Source organism: Prodigiosinella aquatilis (assembly GCA_030388725.1).
GTDB classification, from domain to species: domain Bacteria; phylum Pseudomonadota; class Gammaproteobacteria; order Enterobacterales; family Enterobacteriaceae; genus Prodigiosinella; species Prodigiosinella aquatilis.
Genome location: CP128857.1, coordinates 2,822,555 through 2,839,102, shown reverse-complemented (window position 1 = coordinate 2,839,102; position 16,548 = coordinate 2,822,555). Strand labels below are relative to the sequence as shown.

Below are 16,548 nucleotides of genomic sequence, written 5' to 3'. Positions count from 1 at the left end.
ACCCGCGAATCAGCAAAGGCCGGTCTATTCACGGAGCAAATCTCATGCTTTCTTGACTATCAAGAAATGTAAAATATTTCCGATGGGCTATTTAGTGCGTAACGTTATTTATCTGGCGATTCAGTCAGCATTAAAAAATGAAGTATGCCGAACCAGAATTGGCGGCGGATAATAGTCCGTTCTACTATTGGGTTTGGTGACCGCCCCGAGCGATCACCTTTAATTCTGTGACAGTTATACCCGTCATCTTTCAAACTGCAAGTGTGTTGTCTGTCCCCCTTACCCTAACCACTTATTAGAGTATGCCCCCGGGGATTCACTCGGTTACCGCTTTCCTGCAATTTGAAATCTATTGGATATATAAGTAATTATTTACAAGGTAAATGATTTTAAATAATCACAACCTTGATAATTTAGTTTTCACTCATACACCGAGCTTTCTATGATATTCATCTCGGATTTTTCTGATATTTGCAGTGGCAACCTTGGCTTCCTTTAATTTCCCTGCATCAACTAACGCGATAGCATCGTCAATTTGTTTAATAAGCTTGGTCAATCCTTCATTGAAGACTTTGTCTTTCGCAAATCCAGGATCTGCTTTCGCTTTGTTGGCATGTTCTTTAAGTTTCAATAAATCAGCTTTGAGCGTAGCCGCATCTGTAGCAGTAGAAGCGGCACTGTAATTTTTCTGCATGGAATGCATTTCATTGTTCACTCCCGCAATGCTGGTGTAAGGCAACATCGTGGCTGAAACAGATAACGCTAAACAGATTGTCATCATGGTTTTTTTCATTGCTCACTCCTGTTAATTAAGTCAATAGCATGGCTGGTTGGTAATTCTTGCCGTAGCAGTATTAATAACAATTGAGAGGCGGTCAAATAAAAAATATATTATGGAAATAAGAATCATTCAAATTAATAAGTAGAGGATTACTATTTTGTAGAGCATTGCGAGCTGAATTAATTAACTAATGTAATGGGTTGCGAAACATGTCAATACATGTCGTCTTTCAGATCACAGAGGCGTGGCGGCGCTTAATGACTCGGCTCATCTTCTGGACTTCGCCCTTTTGGAGCTGCTGCAAGCAGTGTCTGAATCTGCGCCTTGCAGAGATTTGTCACCTGAATGGCTTATCAGCGTAATTTCATCGGAATTTCTTTACTGGCCGCCTTTTTGCAATTCGAAATATATTGGGTGTAATGTTTTAAATCTAAAAGCTATTGCATTATTTTTTATTCTATCTTCTGTTCTTAACCTGTTTTCAACTTCATCAACACGGAATCCTGTTGTGAACAATCACTATTTAATTTTGATGGTGGTTGTCGACGTGAGGTCTGATCATAAAATAGCAAGTCGCGTTTGTTATTGCCCTAATGGACGTTGATAGCGCCATAACCACTTGCCACTGATCATGCGGTGATAAAATAATATGCCGCGTACTATCCAATCAAAAAACATTCCCATCCATATGCCAACAACACCTAAACCTAATATAACGCCCAGAATATATCCGGCAATTACCCGACATCCCCACATGCTCGCTAAAGCGACCCACATCGTATAGCTGGCGTCTTTTGCTCCTTTCAGTCCGGCTGGCAGGACCCATGAGGCGGCCCAGATTGGCATAAACAGCGCGTTTAGCCAGATTAGTTGCTGAACAACTCTGATCACTTCCGGTTCGTTAGTGTAAAATGACGCCAGCAGTGTGGCGCTGGGTACTGACAGTAGGGCTAGGGAACATAGACCAATATTGGATAACCAAAATATATATTTAAGTTGCCGGACAGGCTGCATAATTTGTCCTTTTCCTAATCGAGTGCCGACAATAATCGTAGAGGTAGAACCCAGAGCATTCCCCGGTAGATTAATTAATGACACGATAGAAAAGGCAATAAAATTCCCGGCAATCACCTCTGTGCCCATTCCGGCTACAAACCGTTGGGTGATCAATTTTCCTACATTAAACATCACTGACTCAACACTGGCAGGAACTCCAATACTAAGTACTTCGTATAATATGGCCGTAGTAAAGGGGGTAAAATACCCTTTAAAAGGAATACGCAAAGCACTATTGAAACCTTTCATTAATGTCAGAATGACGAATAGGGCACCGATATAGCGAGAAATGGTAATCCCTATACCCGCACCGATAAATCCTATTCCCTTCCAGGAGAAAATACCGTAAATCAAGACACTGCTAAGTAAAATATTCAGTATATTCATTCCGATATTAATGAACATTGGTAGTTTGGTATTACCCGCTCCGCGTAGCGCACCACAACCAACTAGTGTGATGGCCACCGCGGGATAACCCCACACGGTAAGCCTCAAGAAAGTCAGTGCCAGGCCTTTGACCGCCATATCCGCATTATGTGCAATGAGGTTGATGATGGTATCGCCAGCAAACTCCACAAGACCAACCAGCAGGAATGAAATGAGTACTAGCAGGGAAATTGATTGTCGAGCAGCAAGCCTTGCTTGTTTGCGATTACGTTTTCCCAAACTGAACGAGACAACAACGGCGGTTCCTAGTGCTACGGCGGTAAAAAAGGCGATGATCAACATGTTGAAGCTATCGGCTAACCCAACCGCAGCCATGGATTCTTTACCCAACCAGCTAACCAGGAAGGTGCTGAATATGCCCATCAATACGACACAGAGCCCTTCAATAAATATAGGTACGGCGAGAGGCACTATTTCTCGGTAAAACAAGACATGGTTGGAGTGACGTTCTTTGTACCAGGTTGTTTTCTGCAATATGGCTATGAAGTGCTTTACTGTACTCAAAATCATGCCTACCTATGTTCACGGGCGCAGGGTGTCGCATACTCGCTGTTCAGCGTTTTTCATCGTAGAAAGATGACAGCAGAAAAGGCGCTGTCAGTGCTGATTTCAAGTCAGGATGTAGATCAGGTGTGTAATAGGTTGAACATGTAAACCATGATCTTATTGGGCTTCTTTATCTGCCTTTCCCAGGGGGTAAAAATGAACCTTCGGATCAGTGAGTATTCATCTGTATCGTATTGATACCGCTGAATGAGATTGGTGCAGATCATGGCCAGCGGGGCTATAACCAAGAGTTTACTACGGTTGACAAACTATCCACATTGGCGATTATAACCGGTACATGTAGTGCTCGCGATTACCAAAGAGTATAAAACACTAATTTGGATGAAACGCTATTTCAAAATTGTATATGCAAAATTTATCTCTATCTGAACGAGCTATTGTGTGAATAAATTCTGTCGTGATTCCTTTTATTCATTGACTTAAAAAACTGAAAATTAGTTTATCGTTAAAACCGGAAGAAGAAAAAGAGATTCACTATGAAAATAAATGATTTAGTCACGGTAAAAACCGATGGGGAGGCTCGTCGAGAGGGCGTTATTCTGGCAGTGGAGGTGTTTCAGGAAGGAACGATGTATTTGGTTTCTCTTAAGGACTATCCTGCCGGTATCTGGTTTTTTAATGAAATTAACAGTAGTACCCCTGATAGTGTTTTTGTCGAATCAAGGATATTGACTAAAAAATAACACCGGTACTTGCCTTATCGGGAAATTGTAGGCTAATACCGGTGTTGTGGCTGTTAGAACGTTTCCCAGTTGTCATTACCCGGTTTGGTGGATGGTCGTCCGGTTAGTGCTAAGGTTGAAGCGGACTGTGCTGCCAGTATTGGCTGAACTGTTGGGGTCGCAGCATAATCCTGAGAATGCCGTGAAGATAATTTGAATGCGGCTACAGCTCGTGTTAATACGGCAGCCTGTTCTTCCAGAGACGCTGCGGCAGCCGATGCTTCTTGAACCAAGGCGGCGTTTTGTTGTGTCACACTATCCATTTCAGAGATAGCCTGCCCGACTTGTGTAATGCCTCGACTCTGTTCATCAGATGCTGAAGCAATCTCATTCATGATATCGGTTACGTTGGTCACGGCATGGACAATCTCTTGCATGGTTTGTCCGGCTTTATCGACGAGAGTTGAACCGCTGTTCACTAATGACACCGATTCCGAAATCAATCCTTCAATTTCTTTTGCAGCTTGTGCACTACGCTGAGCCAGATTGCGCACTTCTCCGGCTACGACGGCAAATCCACGCCCTTGTTCTCCGGCTCTGGCTGCTTCCACTGCGGCATTGAGGGCCAGAATATTTGTCTGAAAAGCGATACTGTTAATCACGTTAGTGATTTCGGATATTTTTTTGGAGCTACCAGTAATATTGTTCATGGTACTGACAACACCAGCAACAATTTCGCCGCCTTGTCTGGCCTTACCTGAGGCATTTGATGCTAGTTGGCTGGCATTATGTGCATTGTCAGAGTTCTGTTTTACTGTGGACGTTAATTGTTCCATGCTTGCTGCCGTTTGCTCGATAGCAGCTGCCTGCTGTTCCGTGCGAGAGGATAAGTCTGTGTTCCCAGCGGTAATTTCTATTGAACCCTGATAAATGGAATCAGCGCTTTCCCGGACGGTAGATACAGTGTGAACTAATGCTGCCTGCATTTGCTGGACGTTTGAGCCGAGTATTCCAATTTCGTTATGGCCATAGTTTTCATCTGCCTGGGTGAGATCGCCTTGAGCAATACGCTGGATGCGGCTCACCAGCTGATTCATCGGTTTAATCAGCACGCTTTTCAGTAACAAGAACGTGATAGTCGTCATGATTGCTGCAATGATAAAACTGATACCCATCAAGCTATATCCCAAGAGCGCGTCTTTTTGCGCTTTTGTATTCAGCGCCTTGGCTCGTTCGGTTCGATAGGCAACAGCTTGCAATAGTGGTTTATTGTATGCAGCATCCAGAATACGATTCTCTTCTGATTCATGTGAAAGAACTTCTTCAAAGTAACCATCTTTGGCTGCTTGTAGCGTTGGCATAATGCCTTGTTCTATATAAGCGTTGTAAGCTTTTTTTAGTGCCGGATCGAGAGCGATATCCGTTGCAGTTTTAATACTACGGTTCTCATAAACCTGATAAGCGCGTTTGGATTGTGCAATGCGGTTTTCGGCTTGCTGCAGATTATCATTATAAACTTTAGTGTCACCAACACGGACTGCAGCGGCAGCCTGAATAAGTAATAAGCGGGCGGTGCGCAGGTTATTAGAACTGTTAGATATGCCTAAGCGAACATCAATCTCTTGTGTTACGTAATCCAAGGTTTGGTTGCTGCGTACCAGAAAATAACTGGATACGCCGATAGACAATGCAAACAGTAGCATGATGCCGCCCAGAATAATGACGAATAAAGGCACTAAACGGAGGTTATTCATCGTTCCAATTTTACCCTGTTGTTCTGATTTTGATATCATTTTCATATCCATTTGCTCATTTTCAAAGGGAAGTAATGGTGACTCACCTTACTACTCACTGGTAGTGTGGGCGCTTTTGCTAAAAAATCGGTTGTGCCAACGGCTCGACTTTTCTAGGACCAATATAAAAGATAATGAGTATCTAGTGGGAAACATTAATGTGCATCAATGCGACGTTGATCACGATTTTGCCGTCTAAAAAGAGGGATGGGAAAGACAGTGATTAATTATTCGGCATATTAATTATTTGATTATATGAATAAAATAATATTTATACCCGTTGGGTTCATAATTATTTAATGACTAAAATTTTAAGTTATGGCCAGTTACATAACCAGAAATCTATAAAATACAGATGAAGGTACTTGTAGAAATAAAATGTGAACATGAGCACAACTGTGGATAAAATGTCCGCGAGACGAGTGATTTTAGGAAACTGTCAGGGAGGGTCATGCTGCTAATAGATAATTAGTATTATTATCTCAAATTACCTTTGCTGCATGCATCAGAATGAAAGTGTTAAAGTTAAGTTAAATATTTTCGAGGTTAGTGTGGGTTCGTTTTCTTTCGATATTTTACATATGGTCAATATTTTGCGCTTCCGTTTCCTATTTATTCTATGATTAACAAAAAATATGGAGTTTTAACGGAAATGTTCTCTTATTTCGCTGATTTTATTCTATCCACAAAAGAACCCGATTTGGAGTAAAATACTAGAATTGGGTATTTCCGGGACATTGGATCAGTTTTTTTAAAGATGATGCAATAGTAACTGAGGTGATAACTTGATCATTATAGATGAAAAAGCCACGTGATCTTATATGTAGTCTTCACAATTGATAAATATTCTACTTTTTTATTTTATAAATCAATCCGTTAAATTTCATTGGTCAATAAATAGAGTCTGTTTTGATAGGGTTGTGTGTAGTTATGGTTATTTCGTGTGCAAGAAAATAGGTATTAATTATAAAAAAAGGAAATAATCAGGACCAATCCCTCCATTTTTGTGATCTAAATCACGTTTTTGTCAAATTTCATGTACTATCGCGTTGTATGTGCTACGGCTTAGGCGGTAGAGTAAACAGGAATTAGGATTATTCTTATGCTCCATGTGTCAGAATGATTGTCAGCAAAGGATGGGTTAGTGTTATGGGCAGAGGGAATCTGATGTGCTTTAAGGACAGTGCTGCTGTCTTTGTCATAATAAAATATTTTAAAATTATAAATTTCATTTGGCACCGATAGTTTTCATGCCACCTATGGAGAGTATTTATTGAACTGGGATGATATACATATCATCTAATTTATGTTTAAACATAGCTTGCCGGGATGAGATTATGGGTACTTCTGAGTTACTTAAGCATATTTATGACATAAATTTGTCTTATTTGTTACTTGCGCAACGTTTAATTAACGATGAAAAAGCATCGGCCATGTTTCGCCTTGGTATTAATGAAGAAATGGCTAATGCGTTGATGCAACTTACCTTGCCACAGATGGTGAAATTAGCTGAAACTAATCAGTTGATATGCCATTTCCGCTTTGATGATCACAATACTATTAAACTACTGACACAAGAATCCCGTGTAGATGATTTACAGCAGATACATACAGGTATTCTATTGTCGAGTCAGTTGTTACAACAATTTTCTTCAAAAGAAGAAAATTTGCCTAAAAAAAGGGCGTAATAATAATGGTGGAAAAAAGTATTGTTCAAGAGGCTAAGGACATCCAACTGGCGATGGAGCTCATTTCTCTTGGTGCTCGCCTGCAGATGCTTGAAAGTGAAACCCAGTTAAGTCGTGGGCGCTTGATCAAGTTATATAAAGAGTTAAGAGGAAATCCTCCACCTAAAGGGATGCTGCCTTTTTCAACCGATTGGTTTATGACATGGGAGCAAAATATTCATTCCTCCATGTTTTATAATGCTTATATTTTCTTACTGAAAAATGGACACTGTAGTAGCGTTGAGGCGGTAATTAAAGCTTATCGTCTTTATCTTGAACAATGTTCACCTCAAAGCGAAGCCCCGTTATTAGCATTGACCCGAGCATGGACGTTAGTCCGTTTTGTTGACAGCGATATGCTTCAATTATCTCCCTGTAATTGTTGTAATGGTCTGTTTATTACCCATGCACACCAGCCTAAAAATGGATTTGTCTGCAGTTTGTGTCAACCCCCTTCCCGAGCTGTAAAAAGACGTAAACTTTCGCCGAATGTTGCCGATATCATACCTCAACTGCTGGATGAACAAGTAAAACACGCAGTCTGAGCCTGGTAGCGATTTATAAGCCTGTTACTTTTCTGGGTAAGGAGTGGCAGGTTTATCCTCAAGTAGTTCCTGGCAAAAATTGCGTTATAACTCATCCATACGACCTCTTGATTATAAGGAATTCTTGTGCTGGTTATATTGGGTTATATCGTCATCATAGGCTCCATATTGGGCGGTTATCTGATCGTTGGTGGGGAATTAGGTGCACTTTATCAGCCATCTGAGTTGTTGATTATTGCCGGTTCGGCTATAGGTGCATTCACTGTCGGCAATAACGGTAAAGCAATTAAAGCAACGGCTCGCAGTTTACCGCTGTTGTTTCTTGGTACTAAGTATACCAAAGCAATATACATGGATCTCATGGCCGTACTCTTTCGCCTAATGGCAAAATCCCGTCAGCAGGGCATGCTTTCTTTAGAGTTTGATATTGATAATCCACAAGATAGTGAGATTTTTTCTAGTTACCCCCGTATTTTGACGGACTCTTATATCGTTGAATTTGTTACTGATTATCTACGATTGATGGTTAGTGGCAACATGAATGCGTTTGAAATTGAAACACTGATGGATGAAGAGATAGAAACGGTCGAACACGAAATCGAGGTCCCTGCCAACAGCTTGAATTTAATAGGGGATGCTTTGCCGGCATTTGGTATTGTTGCCGCAGTTATGGGGGTTGTGCATTCTCTTGCTTATGTAGACCGTCCAGCCGCTGAATTAGGCATGATGATCGCACATGCCATGGTCGGGACCTTTTTAGGGATTTTGCTGGCATATGGTTTTGTATCTCCGTTAGCCTCTTTACTGCGCCAGAAGAATGCCGAAAAGATAAAAGTATTGCAGTGCATCAAAGTGACCTTGCTATCGAATCTTAATGGTTATGCACCACAGATAGCCGTTGAATTTGGACGTAAAACATTGTATTCCACCGTTCGGCCTTCTTTCACCGAAATGGAAGAACATATTCGTAGCGTGAAAGCTCCGGCTCAGCAGGCAGCGGAAAATGACGCATGAAACACCAGCATCCCATTATTCGCAAAAAGCGTAAATCTGGACACGCAGTTCATCACGGAGGTTCATGGAAGATTGCCTATGCTGACTTCATGACTGCCATGATGGCGCTATTTTTAGTCATGTGGCTTATCTCCATCTCTTCTCCATCTCAATTAGCGCAAATCGCAGAATATTTTCGTACCCCTTTAAAAGTGGCTATCACCAGCGGTCCTAAAATGAGCGACTCGACGAGTCCTATTCCTGGTGGTGGTGACGATCCGACTCAGCAAGAAGGGGAAATGAGAAAGCAGATAGATACTATGGATGGGAAGCTAGAGGAGATAAGGCTGAATAAGCTGCGTGATCGTCTGGATCAATTGATTGATACTGATCCGCGACTGAAAGCATTACGTCCACATTTGTTGATCGAAATGGTTGATCAGGGATTGCGTATTCAGATTATCGATAGTCAAAATCGCCCTATGTTTAAAACAGGCAGTGCTCAAGTAGAGCCTTACATGAGTGATATTCTGCGGGCCATAGCACCAATTCTGAATGATATTCCTAATAAAATCAGTCTCTCTGGACATACTGATGATACGCAATATGCAACGGGTGAGCGCGGTTATAGCAACTGGGAACTATCAGCCGATCGTGCAAATGCATCTCGTCGAGAGTTGATAGCAGGTGGGCTTTCTGAAGGGAAAGTTTTGCGCGTTGTTGGCATGGCGGCCACGATGAATTTGAAGCAAGCGCAGAATGGCAATGATGCTATTAATCGCCGCATTAGTTTATTAGTGCTGAACAAGCAGGCTCAGGAGAAGATTGAGCATGAGAATTCAGAAGACAACGCAGTCAGCATAGATAAGATAGAAAATTTACAAAGTATGGGGTTGGATAATGCTAAACCTGTGACCCAACCTGCCGAAAATAGTAATAGTGGTGCAGTTTTGCCTAGGCCCATAGCCAATGATATGCCTGCATCTGGTACGACTGAAGTATCTGGGAAAAATAAAGCACCGGCAACGGGCCGTCAGCAGCCGACTACAAAACTACCTGCTGCACCCGATAGCCAGGCGACACCTTCATCAATAGGCCGCGATTCACAGCAGAGGTGACCCACGTGAGCATGGATATGAGCGCTTTTTATCAAACATTTTTTGATGAAGCAGACGAATTGTTGGCGGACATGGAACAACATTTATTGTTGATTGATCCGTTAGCACCTGATACCGAGCAGATGAACGCAATATTCCGTGCTGCTCACTCAATCAAAGGTGGCGCAGGAACTTTTGGTTTTACGGCATTACAGGAAACCACTCATCTGTTGGAAAACCTGTTAGATGGTGCCAGACGCGGTGAAATGCAATTGAGCACCGATATCATCAACCTGTTTTTGGAAACCAAAGATATTATGCAGGATCAGTTGGATGCTTATAAAACTGCGCAGGAACCCAATGCTGAAAGCTTTGAATACATTTGTCAGGCCCTGCGTCAACTCGCTCTGGAATCTAAAGAGCAAAGTGAATCTGTTTCTGCTGTTTCAACTGAAACAGGTTCAACAGTTTCGTCTGCTTCAGCGTCGGTCCCTAGTGGCGGACAAAATGAATTACGTATTGTACTGACCGATCTTAAAGAGCAGGAAATTCCTCAACTGCTTGAAGAATTGGGTAATCTTGGCACGGTGAAAGATTCTCACCAAACAGATAGCAGTATTGAAGTTACATTGTCCACATCCACTGATAAAGATGACATTAGTGCAGTGCTGTGTTTTGTTCTTGAACCAGAACAAATCAACTTTAAACCTGTGGACGAAGTTGCGGCGGCGGCACCTGTGGTTCAGTCGCCGATTGATACCCCAACTGCACCAGCAGAGAGCGCCCCGATAACACCAAGTAAACCCGCTACTGCAGTACCTGCAACAGTTGCGGCAAAAGTTAATGAAGCAGCCAAGGGGCGGGTAAAAGCAGGTGACACTAGTATTCGTGTCGCTGTCGAAAAAGTTGATCAACTGATTAACCTGGTTGGAGAACTGGTGATTACACAATCAATGTTGGCTCAACGTTCAACAGAACTGGATCCTGTTGCTCATGGTGATTTGCTTAACAGCATGGGACAGTTGGAAAGGAATGCACGTGACTTACAAGAGTCAGTGATGTCCATCCGGATGATGCCGATGGAATATGTGTTTAGCCGATTTCCTCGTCTGGTTCGTGATTTGGCTGCGAAGTTGGGGAAAGAAGTTGAACTGACGCTGTCCGGGAGTTCAACTGAGCTCGATAAGAGCTTGATTGAACGCATTATTGATCCGTTGACGCATCTTGTTCGCAATAGCTTGGACCATGGCATTGAATCACCGGAAAGCCGTATTGCTGCGGGTAAACCAGCCGTAGGGAATTTAACGCTGTCCGCAGAGCATCAGGGTGGAAGCATCTGCATCGAGGTTGTTGATGATGGTGCCGGGTTAAATCGAGAAAAAATACTGGCTAAGGCACTTTCCCAGAAAATGGCGGTTAGCGAAAGCATGACTGACGAGGAAGTCGGTATGCTGATCTTCGCACCTGGATTTTCAACAGCAGAAAAGGTTACGGATGTTTCAGGCCGTGGTGTCGGGATGGATGTTGTGAAACGTAATATCCAGGAAATGGGGGGACATGTTGAAATCCATTTTCAGAAAGGAAAGGGTACTACGATACGTATCTTGCTACCACTTACATTGGCCATTCTGGATGGTATGTCGGTTAAGGTTAGCGGTGAGGTTTTCATTCTGCCACTCAACGCAGTAATGGAGTCTCTGCAACCCCAGTCTGAAGATTTATATCCTTTGGCGGGGGGAGAAAGAGTGCTGCAGGTTCGTGGTGAATACCTGCCATTAATTGAGCTTTACCAAGTCTTTGATGTTGCCGAGGCTAAAACGGATGCAACACAAGGGATCGTTGTAATCCTGCAAAGTGCTGGCCGTCGTTATGCTTTGTTGGTCGACCAATTAATCGGACAGCATCAAGTTGTCGTGAAAAACCTGGAAAGTAATTATCGCAAGGTGCCAGGAGTTTCAGCCGCTACTATTTTAGGTGATGGTAGTGTCGCGCTAATTGTTGATGTTTCAGCGTTACAGGCGCTTTATCGGGAAAAGCGTGTGGTTGAAACCGCTGCTTAACAACAAAATAACGGTTATTGATTAAAGGTGATAAACATGACTGGACTTGCAAACGTCACAAAACTAACGGGTGAAACGGTGGGACAGGAGTTCTTGATTTTTACGCTTGGTGACGAAGAGTACGGCGTTGATATTTTAAAAGTGCAGGAAATTCGTGGTTATGACCAAGTAACCCGTATTGCCAACACGCCGGCCTTTATTAAAGGTGTAACGAATCTCCGTGGTGTCATTGTTCCAATTGTTGACTTACGTATTAAATTTGCGCAACAAGAAGTGGATTATGACGATAACACCGTTGTTATTGTCCTGAATTTGGGTCAGCGTGTTGTAGGGATTGTTGTTGATGGTGTTTCTGACGTGTTGTCATTAACGGCTGATCAGATTCGTCCTGCACCGGAATTTGCAGTAACCCTGTCGACTGAATATTTGACCGGATTGGGATCTCTGGGCGAAAGAATGCTGATACTGGTTGATATTGAAAAACTGCTTAGCAGTGAAGAAATGGCGTTGGTAGATAGTGTTATGAAAGTTTGATTAACCACTATTGATTTGGACCACCTATTGAGTGGTCCAAACTATTCTTACTACACTTTTCCATAAATTGGAAGTCAATAAATATATCTTAATGAATGCCGTTAATATCGGTAATAGGGGTATAGAAAAGGCTCAATATGTTTACTCGTATAAAAGTAGTTACTAGTCTTATTATTGTACTAGGGTTATTTTGCATATTACAGATTATATCAGGTAGTTTATTTTTCAATTCATTGAAAACAGACCGGGAAATATTTAGTAGCACGCGAATTATTAATCAGCAAAAATCAGAACTAGATGCAACATGGTCTTATTTGTTACAAACGCGTAATACGCTGAATCGCGCAGGTACCCGATTTGCAATGGAGTCATCCGGTAACGTTACTGGCGGCGCGACTACCAAAGATTTGATTGAACTGGCAAAAAAACAACTGATAACAGCTAATACTCATTATGCTAACTATGAAAATATTCCTTATTTAGACAAAGAAGATAGCCAGGTCGCCAAATCTATAAAGAGTAATTACGATGAATTAAATGCTGCTTTAACTGAGCTAATCCAGTTTATTTCTACTGCTCGATTAAAAGAGTTTTTTGAACAGCCAACACAAGGCTATCAAGATCGTTTTGAAAAAGCTTATTATTCCTATAAAAAGTCCTACGATAAAATCAACAGTATTGCCATAGCAGAAAATAATGCGGCTTATTCGTCTGCACTTTGGATTCTGGGAACGATTATTACCATTGTGATTATTGCTGTAGTCGCTGTCTGGTTGGGTATCAATAGAACCTTGATCCATCCATTACATAATCTCGTTGAACATATTCGTCACATGGCCAAAGGTGATCTGACTCAGCGGATTGATTTTAACGGCACTAATGAAATGGGTATGCTGGCAGATAGCTTGCGGCATATGCAAAATGAATTTATCACGACAGTAAGCGCTGTCCGCCAAGGGAGTGAAGCAATTTATACTGGCGCCACCGAAATCAGTGCCGGTAATAATGATTTGTCTTCCCGGACAGAGCAGCAGGCAGCCTCGCTTGAGGAAACTGCGGCCAGTATGGAACAGTTGACTGCGACAGTTAAACAGAATGCTGAAAATGCACGCCAGGCTAGCCAGCTTGCTTTAAGTGCATCGGAAACTGCACAGAAAGGCGGTAAGGTCGTCGATAATGTTGTGACGACAATGCATAACATTGCTGGAAGTTCCCAAAAGATTGCCGATATAACGAGTGTAATTGATGGCATCGCTTTCCAGACAAATATTCTGGCCCTCAATGCGGCAGTAGAAGCCGCCCGAGCTGGCGAGCAAGGACGTGGATTTGCTGTCGTGGCCGGAGAGGTGCGTAATTTGGCGCAACGCAGTGCTCAGGCAGCAAAAGAGATTAAGACTTTGATTGACGACTCAGTTAATCGGGTTGATGAAGGATCTGTTCTGGTGGAGAGCGCTGGTGAAACAATGGCCGAAATTGTGGGGGCGGTAACTCGGGTAACTGACATCATGGGAGAAATTGCTTCCGCGTCTGATGAGCAAAGCAAAGGTATTGAGCAGGTAGGTCAGGCAGTAACGGAAATGGATCAGGTAACTCAGCAAAACTCAGCGTTGGTTGAGGAGTCCGCATCGGCTGCTGTTGCTCTAGAAGAGCAGGTTCGTGCCTTGAATCAGGCTGTGGCAGTTTTTCAGTTACCTAGAGAAAATGATAATTTTAATTTTCGCTCAACAGGCCAAGCACCTGTACCAGAAACGGCCACACTGCTGACGACATCCGTCGAAACCGGTAAAAAAGCCAAAGCAAGCCAGACGACTGATAACTGGGAAACATTCTAATAATAATTGATAGACATAAGCCGCTGTAAAGCTGGCTTATGTCTGATGTGAAGTGGTTATGTGTTTAGCTGATTATTTATTCTGACAAGCCATGTTTGTTGTGAGTAATCCTGGATACTTGGCTATTGGGGCATCATTATATTTTATCTTTTTACCACAATAATTACTCCAATTTAGCTAAAGAAAGCGTTATTACAGCCGATGGAGATAGTACGTGGATGTTTTAACCTGATTGTGGTGGTCGTTTATCTGGGTAGATTGCGGCTTTTTCCCACAATAAAATTCGTATAAGGTTCAATGTAGATTGAGTCGAGACGACCGGTAATATGGTGAATAGCGTTAGATAGATCTCATTATGGATTATTTCGTTTTTTCGATGTACAGCGTCGTTATTGAGTGGGTAATAGGTGCTCCCGAAAGGATGGATGTCTGACAAGTAAATGTGCAAACCTGCAGTTGATGTGAGGAACGTCCTGATTGGACAACAATAAAATAACTTATCCATTTTCGGGCGGTTAGATATGAAAAATATGCCATCGCCAAATCGTACTGGTTCTGCGTCCATTTTGACGCAGATGGTTGAACGGTTACCTCTGTCTGATGCGCATTTTCGGCGTATCAGTCAGCTTATTTATCAGCGAGCTGGTATTGTGCTGGCCGATCACAAACGGGAAATGGTTTATAACCGTCTCGTTCGTCGATTGCGGCTGTTGGGCATAACTGATTTTGGTCAGTATCTGGCATTATTAGAGTCAGATCTCAACAGTGCAGAATGGCAGGCATTTATCAACGCATTGACGACTAATCTGACCGCTTTTTTCCGTGAAGCACATCATTTCCCTATTCTGGCAGAGCACGCGCGAAAACGACCTAATGGATATACTGTCTGGAGTACGGCAGCATCGACAGGAGAGGAACCCTATTCATTGGCCATGACATTATCTGAAGTGTTAGGCGATCGAGTTAGTGGTTGTCAGGTCTGCGCCAGCGATATAGACACCCAGGTCCTGGAAAAGGCCGCAGCTGGCATATATAGGCAGGAAGAGCTGCGTTCGCTTTCTCCTCAGCAGTTACAACGTTTTTTTTTACGAGGTACCGGCCCGCATAGTGGGTTAGTGCGCGTCCGTCCGGAATTAGCTTCCATGGTGCATTTTCAGCAACTTAATTTGTTGGCACCAGATTGGCCTGTTCCAGCACCATTTGATGCCATATTTTGCCGCAATATTATGATTTACTTTGATAAAGAGACGCAGGAGCGCATCTTGCGTCGTTTTGTTCCGCTGCTTAAACCGGGCGGGCTGTTATTTGCCGGACATTCAGAAAATTTCAGTCAAATCAGCCGAGAATTCTACCTGCGTGGGCAGACTGTCTATGGGCTGGCTAAGGAAAGATAATGAACAAAATAAAAGTATTATGTGTTGATGATTCTGCACTGATGCGTCAGATCATGACTGAAATTATTAATAGCCATCCTGATATGGAAGTCGTTGCTACCGCACCAGACCCATTGGTCGCACGTGATTTGATTAAAAAATTCAATCCACAAGTATTGACGCTTGATGTTGAAATGCCGCGTATGGATGGTTTGGATTTTTTGGAAAAACTGATGCGTCTTCGTCCAATGCCCGTAGTCATGGTGTCGTCATTGACGGGGAAAGGTTCTGAAATTACGTTACGTGCATTGGAACTAGGGGCAATAGATTTTGTTACTAAACCGCAGTTGGGTATTCGTGAAGGGATGCTGGCTTATAGCGAGCTGATTGCGGAAAAAATTCGCATGGCGGCCAAAGCCAGGTTACCTCAGCGTAATGCCCATAATATACCAACAGTAATGATCCCCAGCATGCCATTGCTCAGCAGTGAGAAACTGATCGCAATCGGGGCTTCTACAGGAGGAACAGAAGCAATTCGTCATGTATTGCAGCCGTTACCTCCAACTAGCCCAGCTTTGTTGATCACGCAGCATATGCCACCGGGGTTTACCAAGTCTTTCGCCGAACGTCTGAATAAATTGTGCCAGATAACGGTTAAGGAAGCTGAAGATGGTGAACGTGTTCTGCCTGGTCATGCCTATATTGCACCAGGTGCCAGACATCTTGAGTTAGCGCGAAGTGGCGCGAATTATCAGGTGAAATTGCATGATGGCCCACCAGTCAATCGGCATCGCCCATCAGTTGATGTATTATTTCGTTCTGTAGCACAGTATGCAGGAAGAAATGCAGTGGGCGTTATCCTGACTGGCATGGGAAATGATGGTGCGGCTGGTTTACTAGAGCTTCACCAGGCAGGAGCCTATACCTTGGCTCAAAATGAGGCAAGTTGTGTGGTATTTGGTATGCCTCGCGAGGCTATTGCTCTCGGTGGTGTTGATGAAGTGGTGGATTTGCACCAGGTGAGCCAGCGAATGCTGGCACAAATTTCCGCCGGACAGGCGTTACGTATATAGCAGCTCCG

Annotated in this window: 13 protein-coding genes; 10 read left to right on the top strand and 3 right to left on the bottom strand. The window is 42.9% G+C overall.

What is annotated here, in order from left to right:
* Positions 1 to 424 precede the first annotated feature (424 nt).
* On the bottom strand, positions 425 to 793 hold the full coding sequence (locus PCO85_13165; protein WJV52201.1) for a cytochrome b562: 369 nt from the start codon (positions 791 to 793) through the stop codon (positions 425 to 427).
* A 570-nt stretch (positions 794 to 1,363) separates the two neighbouring features.
* Positions 1,364 to 2,794 carry an EmmdR/YeeO family multidrug/toxin efflux MATE transporter gene (locus PCO85_13160; GenBank protein WJV52200.1) on the bottom strand — a complete coding sequence of 477 codons (1,431 nt, stop codon included), beginning with the start codon at positions 2,792 to 2,794 and terminating at the stop codon, positions 1,364 to 1,366.
* Between the two features lie 533 nt (positions 2,795 to 3,327).
* Here PCO85_13160 and dsrB point away from each other — a divergent pair.
* Positions 3,328 to 3,534, top strand: a complete 207-nt coding sequence (gene dsrB, locus PCO85_13155; protein ID WJV52199.1) for a protein DsrB — start codon at positions 3,328 to 3,330, stop codon at positions 3,532 to 3,534.
* A gap of 53 nt (positions 3,535 to 3,587) precedes the next feature.
* Here the strand turns inward: dsrB and PCO85_13150 are convergent, their stop codons facing one another.
* A complete protein-coding gene (locus PCO85_13150) occupies positions 3,588 to 5,318 on the bottom strand; it encodes a methyl-accepting chemotaxis protein (protein ID WJV52198.1) in 1,731 nt (576 codons plus the stop codon).
* Positions 5,319 to 6,643: 1,325 nt separating this feature from the next.
* On the opposite strand from PCO85_13150, the gene flhD reads away from it, so the two are divergent.
* The 9 genes from flhD (at position 6,644) to PCO85_13105 (ending at position 16,540) form a co-directional block, all read left to right on the top strand.
* Complete coding sequence (gene flhD / locus PCO85_13145) at positions 6,644 to 6,994, top strand: flagellar transcriptional regulator FlhD (GenBank protein WJV52197.1); 351 nt, start codon at positions 6,644 to 6,646, stop codon at positions 6,992 to 6,994.
* 5 nt (positions 6,995 to 6,999) lie between these two features.
* A complete protein-coding gene (flhC, locus tag PCO85_13140) occupies positions 7,000 to 7,578 on the top strand; it encodes a flagellar transcriptional regulator FlhC (protein ID WJV52196.1) in 579 nt (192 codons plus the stop codon).
* 126 nt (positions 7,579 to 7,704) lie between these two features.
* The gene (gene motA / locus PCO85_13135; GenBank protein WJV52195.1) at positions 7,705 to 8,592 is read left to right on the top strand and encodes a flagellar motor stator protein MotA; all 888 of its coding nucleotides are present in this window, start codon (positions 7,705 to 7,707) and stop codon (positions 8,590 to 8,592) included.
* The gene (motB, locus tag PCO85_13130; protein ID WJV52194.1) at positions 8,589 to 9,689 is read left to right on the top strand and encodes a flagellar motor protein MotB; all 1,101 of its coding nucleotides are present in this window, start codon (positions 8,589 to 8,591) and stop codon (positions 9,687 to 9,689) included. The genes motA and motB overlap by 4 nt, the downstream gene beginning before the upstream one ends.
* A 17-nt stretch (positions 9,690 to 9,706) precedes the next feature.
* Complete coding sequence (gene cheA, locus PCO85_13125; GenBank protein ID WJV56082.1) at positions 9,707 to 11,728, top strand: chemotaxis protein CheA; 2,022 nt, start codon at positions 9,707 to 9,709, stop codon at positions 11,726 to 11,728.
* 36 nt (positions 11,729 to 11,764) lie between these two features.
* Entirely contained in the window at positions 11,765 to 12,262 is a 498-nt protein-coding gene (gene cheW, locus PCO85_13120) for a chemotaxis protein CheW (protein ID WJV52193.1), read from the top strand.
* 137 nt (positions 12,263 to 12,399) lie between these two features.
* Entirely contained in the window at positions 12,400 to 14,094 is a 1,695-nt protein-coding gene (locus PCO85_13115) for a methyl-accepting chemotaxis protein (GenBank protein WJV52192.1), read from the top strand.
* 521 nt (positions 14,095 to 14,615) lie between these two features.
* Complete coding sequence (cheR, locus tag PCO85_13110; protein ID WJV52191.1) at positions 14,616 to 15,488, top strand: protein-glutamate O-methyltransferase CheR; 873 nt, start codon at positions 14,616 to 14,618, stop codon at positions 15,486 to 15,488.
* Entirely contained in the window at positions 15,488 to 16,540 is a 1,053-nt protein-coding gene (locus PCO85_13105; protein WJV52190.1) for a chemotaxis response regulator protein-glutamate methylesterase, read from the top strand. The genes cheR and PCO85_13105 overlap by 1 nt, the downstream gene beginning before the upstream one ends.
* Positions 16,541 to 16,548: the final 8 nt, after the last annotated feature.